Origin of the sequence: Herbiconiux sp. SALV-R1 (assembly GCF_013113715.1) — a bacterium.
Lineage (GTDB): Bacteria > Actinomycetota > Actinomycetes > Actinomycetales > Microbacteriaceae > Herbiconiux.
Window position 1 is genome coordinate 765,903 of the sequence record NZ_CP053344.1, and the last position, 14,328, is coordinate 780,230.

The 14,328-nt window shown below is 70.9% G+C and carries 14 protein-coding genes and 1 tRNA gene; 9 read left to right on the plus strand and 6 right to left on the minus strand.

The window, feature by feature from the left end; all coding sequences use genetic code 11:
* The first annotated feature begins 338 nt into the window (after positions 1-338).
* Both HL652_RS03735 and HL652_RS03740 read left to right on the plus strand, forming a co-directional pair.
* Positions 339-1,313 (plus strand): alpha/beta fold hydrolase, encoded by a 975-nt coding sequence (locus HL652_RS03735; protein ID WP_171704050.1) that lies wholly within the window; start codon positions 339-341, stop codon positions 1,311-1,313.
* Positions 1,314-1,347: 34 nt separating this feature from the next.
* Positions 1,348-2,283 carry a 4-(cytidine 5'-diphospho)-2-C-methyl-D-erythritol kinase gene (locus tag HL652_RS03740; protein WP_171704051.1) on the plus strand — a complete coding sequence of 312 codons (936 nt, stop codon included), beginning with the start codon at positions 1,348-1,350 and terminating at the stop codon, positions 2,281-2,283.
* An 83-nt stretch (positions 2,284-2,366) separates the two neighbouring features.
* Here HL652_RS03740 and HL652_RS03745 read toward each other — a convergent pair whose 3' ends face one another.
* Both HL652_RS03745 and HL652_RS03750 read right to left on the minus strand, forming a co-directional pair.
* A complete protein-coding gene (locus tag HL652_RS03745) occupies positions 2,367-2,921 on the minus strand; it encodes an adenine phosphoribosyltransferase (RefSeq protein WP_459544692.1) in 555 nt (184 codons plus the stop codon).
* A gap of 172 nt (positions 2,922-3,093) precedes the next feature.
* Entirely contained in the window at positions 3,094-3,972 is an 879-nt protein-coding gene (locus tag HL652_RS03750) for a spermidine synthase (RefSeq protein ID WP_171704052.1), read from the minus strand.
* A gap of 79 nt (positions 3,973-4,051) precedes the next feature.
* Here HL652_RS03750 and HL652_RS03755 point away from each other — a divergent pair, with 79 nt between their 5' ends.
* On the plus strand, positions 4,052-5,869 hold the full coding sequence (locus tag HL652_RS03755; RefSeq protein WP_171704053.1) for an ABC-F family ATP-binding cassette domain-containing protein: 1,818 nt from the start codon (positions 4,052-4,054) through the stop codon (positions 5,867-5,869).
* A 111-nt stretch (positions 5,870-5,980) separates the two neighbouring features.
* Here the strand turns inward: HL652_RS03755 and HL652_RS03760 are convergent, their stop codons facing one another.
* On the minus strand, positions 5,981-6,478 hold the full coding sequence (locus tag HL652_RS03760) for a MarR family winged helix-turn-helix transcriptional regulator (RefSeq protein WP_171704054.1): 498 nt from the start codon (positions 6,476-6,478) through the stop codon (positions 5,981-5,983).
* A gap of 129 nt (positions 6,479-6,607) precedes the next feature.
* Between HL652_RS03760 and HL652_RS03765 the strand changes: the two genes are divergently transcribed.
* The 5 genes from HL652_RS03765 to ftsY all read left to right on the plus strand — a co-directional run bounded on the left by HL652_RS03765 (position 6,608) and on the right by ftsY (position 10,356).
* A tRNA-Gln gene (locus HL652_RS03765) sits at positions 6,608-6,679 on the plus strand.
* Between the two features lie 117 nt (positions 6,680-6,796).
* On the plus strand, positions 6,797-8,239 hold the full coding sequence (gene glmU, locus HL652_RS03770) for a bifunctional UDP-N-acetylglucosamine diphosphorylase/glucosamine-1-phosphate N-acetyltransferase GlmU (protein WP_171704055.1): 1,443 nt from the start codon (positions 6,797-6,799) through the stop codon (positions 8,237-8,239).
* Positions 8,240-9,217, plus strand: coding sequence for a ribose-phosphate diphosphokinase (locus HL652_RS03775; RefSeq protein WP_171704056.1), 978 nt, complete (start codon positions 8,240-8,242; stop codon positions 9,215-9,217).
* Between the two features lies 1 nt (position 9,218).
* Complete coding sequence (locus tag HL652_RS03780) at positions 9,219-9,491, plus strand: mycoredoxin (protein ID WP_171704057.1); 273 nt, start codon at positions 9,219-9,221, stop codon at positions 9,489-9,491.
* The gene (gene ftsY, locus HL652_RS03785) at positions 9,484-10,356 is read left to right on the plus strand and encodes a signal recognition particle-docking protein FtsY (RefSeq protein WP_171704058.1); all 873 of its coding nucleotides are present in this window, start codon (positions 9,484-9,486) and stop codon (positions 10,354-10,356) included. The genes HL652_RS03780 and ftsY overlap by 8 nt, the downstream gene beginning before the upstream one ends.
* Positions 10,357-10,668: 312 nt before the next feature.
* Here the strand turns inward: ftsY and HL652_RS03790 are convergent, their stop codons facing one another.
* Positions 10,669-11,487 carry an alpha/beta fold hydrolase gene (locus HL652_RS03790; protein WP_171704059.1) on the minus strand — a complete coding sequence of 273 codons (819 nt, stop codon included), beginning with the start codon at positions 11,485-11,487 and terminating at the stop codon, positions 10,669-10,671.
* A 159-nt stretch (positions 11,488-11,646) separates the two neighbouring features.
* Between HL652_RS03790 and HL652_RS03795 the strand changes: the two genes are divergently transcribed.
* A complete protein-coding gene (locus HL652_RS03795; protein ID WP_171704060.1) occupies positions 11,647-11,796 on the plus strand; it encodes a hypothetical protein in 150 nt (49 codons plus the stop codon).
* Positions 11,797-11,888: 92 nt separating this feature from the next.
* Here the strand turns inward: HL652_RS03795 and araA are convergent, their stop codons facing one another.
* Positions 11,889-13,415, minus strand: coding sequence for an L-arabinose isomerase (gene araA / locus HL652_RS03800; protein ID WP_171704061.1), 1,527 nt, complete (start codon positions 13,413-13,415; stop codon positions 11,889-11,891).
* Positions 13,412-14,137, minus strand: a complete 726-nt coding sequence (locus HL652_RS03805) for an L-ribulose-5-phosphate 4-epimerase (protein ID WP_171704062.1) — start codon at positions 14,135-14,137, stop codon at positions 13,412-13,414. Before HL652_RS03805 ends, araA begins: the two co-directional genes overlap by 4 nt.
* Positions 14,138-14,328 lie beyond the last annotated feature (191 nt).

The window sequence follows — 14,328 nt, forward strand, 5'->3', positions numbered from 1 at the left end:
CCAGTGGTCAGCGGCCAGAGGCCGGCGGTCTGTGGCCAGCGGTCAGCAGCCAGCAGCAAGCGGCCAGGGGTCAGCGGCCAGCGGTCAGCAGCCGGCAGGCATTGGCCGCCAGCCAGTGGCCGCCGTGGTGCCGGGGCTCGGAGGTGGGGTCAGCAGTCAGTGGCCCGCGGCCGGCAGCCAGCGTTCGGCAGCCAGTGGGAGCCGCGGTGTCGCGGCTCGGAGGTGGGGTCAAGCGCCAGCGGCGCAGCCGGGCGGCCAGATCCTCCGACTGGCCGAGGGCAGAGCCTCGTCCGGCGGCCGCGAACCGTGCGGACGCCGCAGTGGCAGGATGGGGTGCCATGACCGACCCGTCGACCGTCATCCCCGCGCCCGCCACCGCCTCCGCGCCCGCCTCCGCCCCCGTGCCCGTTCGGCTCGCCATCCTCGAGTGGGGCACCGACCACCGGTCGCCCGAGCGCCCCGTCGACACCGACGCCCCCACCCAAGCCGCGACCCGCCACACCCCCACCCAATCCGCGACGCACGACACCCCCACCACCGACGCCCCGCGGGCGCTGCTGCTGCACGGGTTGCCGTCGGCGGCGGGAACCTGGTGGCGGGTCGCGTCCGAGCTCGCCGACCGGGGTTGGGTGGTCACGGCCCCCGACCTGCGCGGCCACGGCGCCTCCCCGCGGTCGACCCGCTACCGCCTCGCCGACTACGCCGCCGACGTCACCGAGTTTGCTCCGGCCACGGGCCGCCCGTGGGATCTCGTCGTCGGCCACTCCCTCGGCGGCGCCATCGCCGTCGTCGCCGCCGCGGCCGACCCGGGGTGGACGCGCTGCCTCCTCCTCGTCGACCCCGTGCTCGCCCTCGGCGAGGAGCAGGCCGAGCAGATCCTCCCCGACCTCCTCGCCGACCTGCACGGCGACCGACTCGACCCTGCTGCGTTGATGCGCGAGCATCCGCTCTGGCACGTCGAAGACGCCGTGCAGAAAGTGAACGCCGCCCGGGTCGTGAGCCCGTTCGTGGTCGAGCGCACGATTCGCGACAACGCCGGCACCTGGCAGCTCGAAGCCCTGGCGACGACGCTCGCCGCGCGGGTGCACGTGCTCGCCGCCGACCCGCTGCTGGGCGCCTCGTTCACGGTCGAGGAGGGCGAGCGGATGCGCGCGGCGGCCCCCACGATGAGCTACACGGTGGTCGAGGGAGCGGGTCATTCCGTGCACCGCGACGACCCCCGGCGGGTGGTGGACGAGGCCGTCGCGCTCGTGCAGGAGGCGGCTGCGGGCGCCGCGGCGACCGGCCCCACGGGGGCGACCGGCGCCCTGTGAAGGGCCCGCTCCGCCGTGGGATAGGGTCGGGGGTATGAGCAATCGGGGTGCCACGGACGCGGTTCACGTGCGGGCCCCCGGCAAGATCAACGTCTTCCTCAAGGTCGGCGCGGTGATGGGCGATGGCTATCACGACGTGGCCACCGCCTACCAGGCCGTCTCGCTCTACGAAGACGTCTACGCCTCGCCCGCCAGCGATTTCTCGGTTGAGTTCGGCGGACACATCGACACCAGCGGGCTCGAGACCGACGGGTCGAACCTCGCCATCAGAGCGGCCCGCCTGCTCGCTCGCCGGGCCGGCTACCGCGAGGGTGTGCGGTTGCGCATCGAGAAGAACGTGCCGATCGCCGGCGGTATGGGCGGCGGCTCGGCCGACGCCGCCGCGACCCTGCTCGCCTGCGACACGCTCTGGGGCACCGACCTCGGCCGCGACGAGCTGCTCTCGCTGGCCAGCGAGTTGGGCGCCGACGTGCCCTTCGCCTTCACGGGCGGCACCGCCATCGGCACGGGTCGCGGCGACCAGCTGAGTCCCGCGCTCGCCAAGGGCCAGTTCCAGTGGGTGCTCGCGCTGCCCGACCACGGTGTGAGCACGCCGGAGGTCTACCGCGAGCTCGACCGGCACCGCGAGCGCCACGCCCAAGACATCTTCCCGGCGCAGGGGCAGCCCACGGTCGACGCCGACGTGCTGCAGGCGCTGCGCGCCGGCGACCCGCACATGCTCGCGGAGTCGCTGCACAACGACCTCCAGGCGCCGTCGCTGCACCTGAACCCCGGCCTCTCGACCGTACTCGAGGTCGGCGAGGCCAACGGTGCGCTCGCCGGGATCGTGTCGGGATCAGGCCCCACCATCGCCTTTCTAGCCCCGGATCTCGACGGCGCGCTCGAGCTGCAGATCGCGCTCAGCGCGGCGCGGTATCAGGTCGTGCGCGTGACGGGGCCGGTCGCGGGCGCGCGCGTCTACGGCGACTGAGCCCGTGGGCTGAAGGCCTCGACTCGGGCCCTCGCCTCGACGCCTCGACCCCTCGTCGCGGGGACGCCCTCGCGGCACCGGCCTCAGAGCACGAGCAGCGGATGCACGGGTGCGTCGGTCTCGGCCGCCACCACCGCGCGGCCTCCGAGCCCGTCGAGCTCGATCACCACCGAGATCCCGGCCACCACCCAGCCCGCGCGCCGCATGAGGCGCACCGTGGCGGCGACGGTGCCGCCGGTGGCGAGCACGTCGTCGACGAGCAGCACGCGCGATCCGGCGGGGAGCGTGTCGGGGTGCACCTCGAGTGCGGCGGTGCCGTACTCGAGCGCGTAGCGCTCGGTGAGCACGTCGCCCGGCAGCTTGCCGGCCTTGCGCACCGCGAGCATGCCCAGGCCGCCCGCCATCGCGGCCGCCGTGCCCAGCACGAAACCGCGCGCTTCGATGCCGACCACCGCATCCAGATGTCCGAACGGCGACGGCTCGTCGTCGCGACCGACCAGCGCGGCGCCCACGGCGGGCAGACCCTCGGGGTCGGCGAACAGCCCGGAGAGGTCGCGGAACAGGATGCCCGGCTCGGGGAAGTCGGGCGTCTCCGTCATTCCGCGGCGGATGATGTCGTCGATCGGGGCTGCAGGCACCCGATCATCGTACTGATCGCTGGGTAGCAATTGCTCATGCGGCAGGTCGCCCGACCAGCTGTAGCGTTCTCGCGTTCGAAGTCCCGATCGAGAAAGGCACCGACATGGGTACCCTCCCGCCGAAGCCGCGGCCGTAGCGCCGCGCCGCCCCCGGTTCGGGCCTGACCGGCGCTCAGGCGTCGCCGAAACGGGGGTCGCCGAGGGAGGGGGAGTCGGTGGCGGTGGTGTCGGTCATCGGTGGGGCATCGGCGACCCAGGCGGCGAGCTCGGGGCCGCTCAGCACGAACGGCGGGTGGCCGGGCGACTCTCCCGCGCCCGCGAAGAACTCCGGCGGCTCGAGCGCGGCGAGGGGCGCGTCGCTGGCCACGACGAGAACGTTGCCGAGCGGGTCGTTTCCCGCGGCGGTCGGCCGCTCCGGCAGCACCACCGCGACCTGCTCGAACACCGCGCCGAGGGTTGCCACCTGGCGCCGGGCGTACTCGTACCGCCCCCCGTCGAGCAGGTTCACCGCCACCACCGCGCCGGGCGCGAGCAGCCGGGCGACGAGCGCGTAGAACTCCCGGCTCGCCACGCGCGCCCGCACGGTCGACGCCTCCCACAGGTCGATCACTGCGAAATCGACGGGGGCGCCGAGTTCTGCCGGCGATGCGCTCTCGGTGACCTGCCTGGCGTCGCCGTACAGCATCCTCACCCCGTGCCTCTCGGGCAGGGGCAGCGCGTCGAGCACCGCCTCGGCGAGCTCGCGCTCGAACTCGACGACCACCTGTGGCGAGCCCGGCCTGGTGTGCTGCACGTAGCGCGGCAGCGTGAGGGCGCCCGCCCCGAGGTGCAGGCAGCGCAGGGGCGCACCCGCCGGTGCCGCGGCGTCGAGGAGCCTGCCGATCTGCTGCACGTAGGGCCAGTCGAGGAAGGTCGGATCGATCGCCGACACGATCGACTGCGGAACGTCGTCGACGGCCAGCTCGTACAGCTGCCGCTTCTTCTCCACCAGGAGCAGCACCGCTTCGTGCCCGGCGAGGGGAAGGACGAAGCTCCGATCGACGACTCTCATCACTCCATCCTACCCAGCGAGGCGAGCAATCGTCGGCTTCGGCGGCGGGGCGTGGAGGTGGAGCGGGTAGCCTCGACGGGTGGCTCATCTTCTGGGCGCCGAGGCGCTCCACCTGGAATATCCGACGCGTGTCATCTTCGACTCCGTGACCATCGGTCTCAACGAGGGCGACCGTGTCGGCATCGTGGGCCGCAACGGCGACGGCAAGTCGACGCTGCTGAAACTGCTCTCCGGCCGCATCGAACCCGACTCGGGCCGGGTCACCCGCCGCCGCGGCGTGACGCTCGGGATGCTCGATCAGGCCGACACCGTCGACCCGGCTCTCACCGTGGCCCAGGCCGTCGTCGGCGACCTCGACGAGCACGTCTGGGCCGGTGACGCGAAGGTGCGCGACGTGATCGCCGGGCTCCTCGGCGACCTCGACTGGAACGCCGTGGTCGGCACACTCTCCGGCGGCCAGCGCCGGCGCGTGGCGCTCGCCGCATTGCTCGTGGGCGACTGGGACGTCGTCTTCCTCGACGAGCCCACCAACCACCTCGACGTCGAGGGCATCGCCTGGCTCGCCCAGCATCTCAAGCGCCGCTGGCCCGCCTCGCAGGGCGGACTCGCCGTGGTCACGCACGACCGCTGGTTCCTCGACGAGGTCTCCACCTCGACCTGGGAGGTGCACGACCGCATCATCGAGCCGTTCGAGGGCGGCTACGCCGCCTACATCCTGCAGCGCGTGGAGCGCGACCGGATGGCGGCCGCCAGCGAGGCGAAGCGTCAGAACCTGCTCCGCAAGGAGCTCGCTTGGTTGCGCCGCGGCGCACCTGCCCGCACCTCGAAGCCCAAGTTCCGCATCGACGCCGCCGAGGAGCTGATCGCCGACGAACCGCCCGTGCGCGACACGGTGTCGCTTACGCAGATGGCGACGGCGCGCCTCGGCAAAGACGTCGTCGACGTGATCGACGCGGGGGTCGCCTTCGGCGACAAGCGGGTGCTCGAGGGTGTCGAGTGGCGCATCGCGCCCGGCGAACGCACGGGCATCCTCGGCGTGAACGGCGCGGGCAAGTCGACGCTGCTGGGGCTCGTCACCGGGGCCGTGCAACCCACCTCGGGCATGGTCAAGCGGGGCAAGACGGTGAAGATCGCGACGCTCACGCAGCAGCTCGCCGAGCTCGACGACGTGAAGAACGACCGGGTGAGCGAGGTCATCGGGCGGTTCCGCAGCTCGTACGTGGCCGGCGGCAAAGAGCTGACGCCGGGGCAGCTGCTCGAACGCCTCGGCTTCACCAGCGCCCAGCTCTCGACGCCCGTGAAAGACCTGTCGGGTGGCCAGAAGCGTCGGTTGCAGCTGCTGCTCATCCTGCTCGACGAGCCGAACGTACTCATCCTCGACGAGCCGACCAACGACCTGGACACCGACATGCTCGCCGCGCTCGAAGACCTCCTCGACTCCTTCCCGGGCACCCTGCTCGTGGTCTCCCACGACCGGTACCTCGTCGAGCGCGTCACCGACCAGCAGTACGCTGTGCTCGACGGCCGGTTCCGGCACCTTCCGGGCGGCCTGGAGGAGTACCTGCGGTTGCGGGCTGCGGGGGTGGGTGCGGCCGGGCCGGCGACCGGGCAGCCGGTCGGGTCTCCCGCCTCCGTCACCACCGCATCCGTCGCCTCTTCGGGCCCCGCGCTCGCCGGCGCCGAGCTGCGTGCTGCCGAGAAGGAGCGCTCGTCACTCGAGCGCAAGATCAACAAGCTCACGGGCGACATCGAGAAGCTGCACCAGCGCATCGCCGAGTTCGACCAGTCCGACTACGTGGGGCTCGGCACGCTCACGGCGGAGCTCACCGCGCTGGAGACGCAGATCTCCGAGCTCGAGACGCGCTGGCTGGAGCTGTCGGAGCAGCTCGACGGCTGATGGCCGCGCGAACGGTATGAGAATCGGGCCGTCGAGCCGTGGACGGGCTCGGTGGCGCGATTCTCATACCGTCCGAACGGTGCCGCGTGGCGCCTGGCCTCGGCATCCCGCTCAGGCGATGTCGAGCGAGAGGCGGCGCAGCAGAGCGGCGAGCCGGTCCTGGTCGGCGCGGCTGAGGCCCGAGAGCAGCTCGGTCTCGGCGGCGACGAGGTGCGAGATGGCGCGGTCGACACGGTCGCGGCCCTCCGCCGTCATCGACACGAGCACGCCCCGCCCGTCGTTCGGGTCGGTGCGGCGCTCGACGAGGCCGCCGCGCACCATGCCGTCGATGCGGTTCGTCATGGTGCCACTCGACACGTAGGTCTGCTCGAGCAGCGCCTTCGGGCTCAGCTCGTTCGGCTCGCCCGCGCGCCGGAGCGCAGCCAGCACGTCGAACTCCCACGGTTCGAGCCCCGCGGTGGCGAACGAGGCGCGCCGGGTCTTCTCGAGCTGCTTCGCCAGCCGGGTCACCCGCGACAGGATCTTCAGCGGCGAGAAGTCGAGCCCCGGATGCTCGCGCACCCACGCGTCGACGATCTCGTCGACGGTGTCGCGTTCGCGGTTCGTCATCCACCCATTATGCGCATCCGGCCCCTGCGCACCCGGCTCGCGCATCCGGTGAGCACGGATGCTGTACAGCGCGTGGTCCGCGCACGCCCGGGGTCTGGCAGACTTGACTACTGCATCGCCTGGCGATGTTCCGCGATGGTGTAATGGCAGCACGACAGCCTTTGGAGCTGTTAGGTCTAGGTTCGAGTCCTGGTCGCGGAGCTGTCGTTTTCGATCCGGTGGATCGAAAACGACAGGTCCGAAAGGCGGCAGCCCCGTCTCAGGCAGTGCTTGGTTCGTGACTCTCGCGGTCTCGAGTCATCGAAGGAGATCCGGAACGTGACCGACCCCCACCTCGCCATCGTCGTCCTCGCCGCAGGCCAGGGCACTCGCATGAAGTCGCAGACCCCGAAGCTGCTGCACGAGATCGCGGGCGTCCCGCTCATCGGCCACGTGCTCGCCACCGCCGGCGAGATGGACGCCGCCTACACGGTGAGCGTGGTGCGCCACGAGCGCGACCGCGTGGTCGAGGTGATCGAAGACCACTTCCCGTCGTCGATCATCGCCGACCAGGACGAGGTCGCCGGCACGGGCCGCGCGGTCGAGCAGGCCATCGCCGCGCTCCCCGCCGACTTCGAGGGCGACGTGCTCGTCGTCTCGGGCGACGTGCCCCTCCTCGACGCAGACACCCTCCGCGGCCTGGTCGCCGAGCACCGCGCGAGCGCTGCCTCCGCCACCCTGCTGAGCGCCGTGCTCGACGACGCGACGGGTTACGGGCGCATCGTGCGCGGCGACGGGGGTCTCCTCGACCGCATCGTCGAGCACAAAGACGCGAACGACTCCGAGCTCGCCATCCGCGAGATCAACGCCGGCGTCTACGTCTTCGGGCTCGCCGAGCTGCGCGACCAGCTCGCGCAGGTGAGCACCGACAACGCCCAGGGCGAGAAGTACCTCACCGACGTCATCGGTCTGCTCCGTCGGGCCGGGTCGGATGTCGCGGCCGTGCCGGTCTCCGAGCCGTGGCTCGTCGCCGGCATCAACGACCGCGCCCAGCTGAGCGAGGCCGCCGCCAAGCTCAACGCCCTCATCGTGCGCGGCTGGCAGCTGAACGGCGTCACCGTCGTCGACCCCGCCACCACCTGGATCGACCTCAAGGCGAGCTTCGAGACCGACGTCACCCTGCTCCCCGGCACCCAGATCAAGGGCGCGACGAGCATCGCGCGCGGCGCGGTCGTCGGCCCCGACACCACCCTCGTCGACTGCGAGGTGGGGGAGGGTGCCGAGGTGAAGCGCACCGACGCGACGCTCTCGGTGATCGGTGCCGGAGCATCCGTCGGCCCCTTCGCCTTCCTGCGGCCGAACACGGTGCTCGACGCCGACGGCAAGATCGGCACCTTCGTCGAGACCAAGAACTCGCACATCGGCGCCGGGTCGAAGGTGCCGCACCTGTCGTACATCGGCGACACCGAGGTCGGCGTCGGCTCGAACGTGGGCGCCGGCACCATCACCGCCAACTACGACGGGGTGAACAAGCACCGCACCCGGGTGGGGTCGCACGTGCGCACCGGCTCGCACAACGTCTTCGTCGCCCCGGTTAGAATCGGAGACGGCGCCTACACGGGTGCCGGAACGGTGGTCCGCAAAGACGTGCCCGCCGGTTCGCTGGCGATCAACGTGGCCCCGCAGCGCAATCTGGCGGGGTGGGTCGAGCAGAACCGTCCGGGAACGGATGCGGCTACCGCAGCGGCCGAGGCCCAGTCGGCCGAACAGATCGGAGAATAGGTGTCCGGAATCAAGGCCAGCACGGAGAAGAGCCTCGTCGTCGTCTCGGGACGAGCGCACCCGCAGCTGGCGGAGGACATCGCTGCCGAGCTCGGCACCACCCTGGTGGAGACCGAGGCGCGCACCTTCGCGAACGGCGAGCTGTACATCCGCTACGGCGAGAGCGTGCGCGGCAGCGACGTGTTCGTCATCCAGTCGCACACCGCCCCCATCAACGAGTGGCTCATGGAGCAGCTCATCATGGTGGATGCGCTGAAGCGGGCCTCGGCGAAGCGCATCACCGTCGTCGCGCCGTTCTACCCGTACGCCCGGCAAGACAAGAAGGGCCGTGGGCGCGAGCCCATCTCGGCCCGCCTCGTGGCCGACCTGTTCAAGGCCGCCGGCGCCGACCGCATCATGTCGGTCGACCTGCACGCCGCGCAGATCCAGGGCTTCTTCGACGGTCCCGTCGACCACCTCTTCGCCATGCCCGTGCTGCTCGAGCACATGCGCAAGTCGCTCGACCCGTCGACCCTCACGGTGGTCTCGCCCGACATGGGCCGCGTGCGCGTCGCCGACATCTGGAGCGACAAGCTGGGGGCGCCGCTCGCGATCATCCACAAGCGTCGCGACCCTCGGGTGCCGAATCAGGTGAGCGTTCACGAGATCGTCGGTGACGTGCGTGGGCGGGTGTGCCTGCTCGTCGACGACCTCATCGACACCGGCCGCACCATCGTCGCCGCCGCCGAGGCGCTGAAGGCGAACGGGGCGACGGGAGTCGTGGTGGCGGCGACGCACGCCGTGTTCTCCGACCCGGCCACCGAGATCCTGCAGTCGCCGTTCATCGACCAGGTCGTCGTCACCGACACCCTGCCCCTTCCCGAGTCGAAGCAGTGGGACAGGCTGACCATCCTGCCCATCGCACCGCTGATCGCGCGGGCCATCAACGAGGTGTTCAGCGACGGCTCGGTCACTACCATGTTCGACGGAGATGCATGACATGAGCGCACCCACCCTTGAGACCTTCACCCCCGACGCCGGGGCCGTCACCATGTTCTCGACCAGCTGGTGCGGCTACTGCGCACGCCTCAAGCAGCAGCTGAAGGCCCAGGGCATCGCGTACACCGAGGTGAACATCGAGGAGGTCGAGGGCACCGCCGAGCTCGTCGCCTCGGTGAACGGCGGCAACCAGACGGTGCCGACGCTCGTCTTCCCCGACGGCTCCACCGCGACGAACCCCTCGGCACGAGAGGTCGCCGAGCGTCTTGGCTGAACGCAGCTGGTCGCTCTCGGGAGCGCTCCGCGGCATGTTCGCGAAGCGCACCATCGACGACGACACCTGGGACGATCTCGAGAGCGCTCTCCTCAAGGCCGACTTCGGGCCCACCGTCACCGAGGAGGTCGTCGACGACCTCCGGGCGAAGGTGCAGCGCTACTCCACCACCGACCCGCGCGACCTGCAACGGATGCTGCGCGAGACGATGGAGGAGCGCCTCTCGAAGTACGACCCCACCCTGAAGCTCACCGAGCGCCCCGCCGTGGTGCTCGTGGTCGGGGTGAATGGCGTCGGCAAGACGACGACGATCGGCAAGTTCGCGCGGTTCCTCCGCACCTACGACCGCTCGGTCGTGGTGGGGGCCGCCGACACGTTCCGCGCGGCGGCCGTGGAGCAGCTCGCCACTTGGGCTGCACGCGCCGGCGTCGACATCGTGCGGCCGCAGCACGAGGGGCAAGACCCGGCGTCGGTGGCGTTCCAGACCATCGAGCGGGCCAAGGCGAACGGCACCGAGATCGTCATCATCGACACGGCCGGCCGGCTGCAGACCAAGGGCGGGCTGATGGACGAGCTCGGCAAGATCCGCCGGGTCATCGAGAAGCAGGCGCCGGTGTCGGAGGTGCTGCTCGTGCTCGACGCCACCACGGGGCAGAACGGGCTCGCCCAGGCCGACGCGTTCATCCAGCACGCCGGAGTCACCGGCCTCGTCATCACGAAGCTCGACGGCTCGGCCAAGGCCGGCTTCGTGCTCGCGGTGCAGGAGAAGACCGGCATCCCCATCAAGCTCGTCGGCCAGGGCGAGGGCATCAACGACCTCACGGGCTTCACGCCCCACGTGTTCGCGCAGAACCTCGTCGGCTGACCCGGCGCGCCGCCGCGGCGGTGGCGCTGCAGCGCTGCGGCGCGCCGCGCGGTGCCCGATTCCGACGTGGATGGACATCCGCAGCTCCCACGGAAGCGGATGGAGCCTCAGGCGGTTTCCGCCGCCCGCCTCCATCCGTTTCGGGTGAACGTCTCCACCCGTACCTCCCTCCGGCTCCGCCGCCCCCGCGTCCGAAGTCGATGGAATCGTGAGGGCCTGACGGAACTGGGTGGAGTTTCGGCGGTGTGTCGCAGTGGAACTCCATCGAGTTCGGGGTGCGGGTGCCACCGCAGCAGCCGCGGCAGCCGCGGGTCAGGGGGCGGCGTCGACGGCGGCGAAGAAGGTGCGGAGTGCCGGGGCCACCTCGGGGCGGCGCGGGGTGGTGCCATGGTCGGCGCCCTCGAGGAGGAGGAGCTGCGCGGTCGGCAGCAGAGCACGCACGTGCTCGGCGGCCGCGAGGCGCGGGTGGTCGCGGGTGCCCGCCACGAGCAGCACCGGCATCGGGAACGCGGCGATCGCCGCATCGTCGACCCGCTCGGCCGCCTCGGCCGCGCGCATGTAGGAGGCGAGGGCGGCGGCGTCGTTCGCGAGGAACGCGCCGCGCGTGGCGGGGTCGACCTCGCGGCCGGATGCTGCAGCCCACTCCTCGAGGAAGAGCTCGACCCCACCGCGCTCGAGCGCGTCGATGCTGCCGGGGAAGAACACTCGGTCGAACACGCCCACGCCGGTGCCGGGCGCTCCGGCGATGCTCGCGAAGCTCGCCAGGCGCTGCGGATGCTCGGCCGCCAACGAGAACCCCAGTCGCCCCCCGAGGGAGTAGCCCGCGTAGTGAACGCGATCGAGTTCGAGGGTATCGAGCAGCGCCACGACGTCGTCGACGAAGCGCTGCATCGCGTAGTCGTCGACTCCGTACGGCTTGTCGCTGCGCCCGTGCCCACGCAGGTCGACGGTGACGACCGGTCTGTCGACGGCGAGTTCGCGGAGGTACCCGAAGCCGCGCCAGATGGCCTGCGAGAGCGCGGTGCCGTGCACGAGCAGGGCGGGAGGTGCGGTGGCGCCCGACGGGGTCGAGGCCGCCGTCCTGCGGTAGGCGATCCGGATGCCGCCGGTGGAAGAGCTGACGAAGTCCATCACCTCCCACGCTACTGCGTGCCGCTCAGCCTGGCGCACGCCACTGGTGCCGTATTGGCATCTTGATGTGGACCCTTTAGAACCGGCAAAGTAGAGCCAATCGGTGACCCGATGACGTCATCATCAGTCCACGCAATGCCAATACTCCCGGAGGTGCCCATGGTTCTCATGCTGATCGTTCTCGCGTTCGCGGCGGTGCTCGGAGTCATCGCCACCGTCGTCGACCTGGCCCGTGACGGCTACCGGCCGCGCGCGGTGAAAGCCACTGACGGCATCCGCGATCCGTTCGCCGAGGAGGCCCAGTTCTGACTCACCCACCACCCCGGGAACACGGGAGAGGCCGGTCGCTCCGACTGTTCGGAGAGCGACCGGTCTCTGTGCTTCGCAGCCGGGCCCGGCGCCTAGAGGCCCTGGGCGAGCCGGTAGTAGGCCTGGTTCCAGCGCACCTCGTTGGCGAAGCCGCGCAGGGTGGTGTCGGCGTCGATGCGGAGCAGCTCGGTGCGGGCGATGGCGGCGAAGTCTTCGAAGACCTCGATGCCGACGGCGGTCGACATCACCGTGTGGTGGGCGGCGCCGGCGGTCAGCCAGGCGGCGGCCGAGGTCGCGAAGTCGGGTGCCGGGCGCCAGACGGCGCGACCCACGGGCAGGTGGGGGAGCGCCGCGCGCGGCTCGACGACCTCGACCACGTTCGCCACCAGGCGGAAGCGGTCGCGCAGGTCGCTCATGGCGACTACGACGGCGGGGCCGGGGTCGGCCGTGAACACGAGTCGCACGGGGTCGTCTTTGCCGCCGATGCCGAGCGGGTGGATCTCGAGGCTCGGCTTGGCCGAGGTGAGCGAGGGGCTCACCTCGAGCATGTGGGCGCCGAGGATGGTCTCGGCTCCGGGGACGAGGTCGTAGGTGTAGTCCTCCATGAGGCTGGCACCGCCGGGGAGGCCGGCGCCCATCACGTTCGCGGCGCGAACGAGGATGGCCGTCTTCCAGTCGCCCTCGGCGCCGAAGCCGTAGCCCTCGGCCATGAGGCGCTGCACCGCGAGGCCCGGCAGCTGCTTCAGTGCACCGAGGTCTTCGAAGCTCGTGGTGAAGGCGCCGAAGCCACCCTCCTCGAGGAAGGAGCGCAGCCCGATCTCGATGGCGGCGCCGTCGCGCAGCGACTGGTGGCGATCGCCGCCCTTGCGCAGCTCGGGCACCACGTCGTAGAGCTCTTCGTACTCGGCCACCAGCGCGTCGATCTCCGACTCCGGGGCGGCGGCCACCGCATCCGCCAGCTCGTTCACACCCCAGGTGTTGACCTGTACGCCGAACTTCAGCTCGGCTTCGGTCTTGTCGCCCTCGGTCACCGCCACGTAGCGCATGTTGTCGCCGAAGCGGGCGAGCTTGAGCGTCTTCACGGCCTGCCAGCCGGCAGCCGCGCGCGCCCACTCGCCGATCTTCGACTGCACCTCGGGGTTGGACGCGTGACCGACGACGGTCTTGCGGGCGACGCCCAGGCGAGTCTGGATGTACCCGAACTCGCGGTCGCCGTGCGCCGCCTGGTTGAGGTTCATGAAGTCGAAGTCGATCTCGGCGTAGGGGAGCTCGACGTTGGCCTGTGTGTGCAGGTGCAGCAACGGCTTCTGCAGGGCATCGAGGCCGGCGATCCACATCTTCGCCGGGCTGAAGGTGTGCATCCAGGCGATGACGCCGATGACCGAGTCGTCGGCGTTGACGTCGAGGGCGGCGCGGCGGATCGACTCGGAGTCTTTCAGCACCGGCTTCCAGACGATCTTCACCGGAATGCCGGAGGCGGCCTCGAGGGTGGCTGCGATCTCCTGCGACTGCTCGGCGACCTGGCGGAGGGTCTCCTCGCCGTAGAGGTTCTGGCTGCCGGTGAAGAACCAGATCTCATAGGGGTCGAGGGAGGTGGAGAGAGGAGTGCGAGTGCTCAATTCAGGGATCCTGTCGGGTTCTGTCCGTAGACGTTCTGGTAGCGGTCGAAGAGGGCGTCGATGGCCTCGGGGGCGATCGGCTGGGGGGTGCCGAGCTGGCGGGAGAAGTGCACGGTGCGGGCGACGTCTTCGACCATGACTGCGGCTTTCACGGCGTCGCGCGCGTCTTTGCCGATGGTGAACGGGCCGTGGTTCTTCATGAGCACCGCGCGGGAGCGGTGGCCCTGCAGGGTCTCGACGATGCCACGGCCGATGGAGTCGTCACCGATGATGGCGAACGGACCGATGGGCACCTCGCCACCGAACTCGTCGGCCATGGCGGTGGTGACGCACGGGATCGGCTCGCCGAGCGCTGCCCACGCCACGGCGTAGGGGGAGTGGGTGTGCACGACGCCTCCCACGTCGGGCATGTTGCGGTAGACGTAGGCGTGCGCGGCGGTGTCGCTCGAGGGTGAGCGGTCGGAGCCGGGGGTGCCGGGCACGACGTTACCGTCGAGGTCGCAGAGGATCATGTTGTCGGCAGCGAGGTCGTCGTAGTCGACGCCCGAGGGCTTGATGACGAAGAGGTCGGCGCCGGGCACGCGGCCCGAGATGTTGCCGCCCGTCCACACCACGAGGCCGTAGCGGGTGAGCTGGGCGTGAAGTGCCGCGACCTCGGCGCGGAGGCGCGCGATGGTCTCCTCGAGGTGGGCGGGTACGGCGGGTGGCTCCGTGGCTGTCACGGTGTCTGTCCTTCCTGCTGGGCGGATGCTGTCGCTCGGTGAGCGGGATCTGCGGTGTCATGGGCGGCCGGGTGGGGCTGGAGGTGTCGTGGAATCGGGCGGATGCGCTGGTTCGGCGAGGCGGGCGGTGCCGTGGCCTCGAGCTGATGCTCTAGCTGGGCGGGGGTGTCGGTGCGAGATCGAGAGGGTCG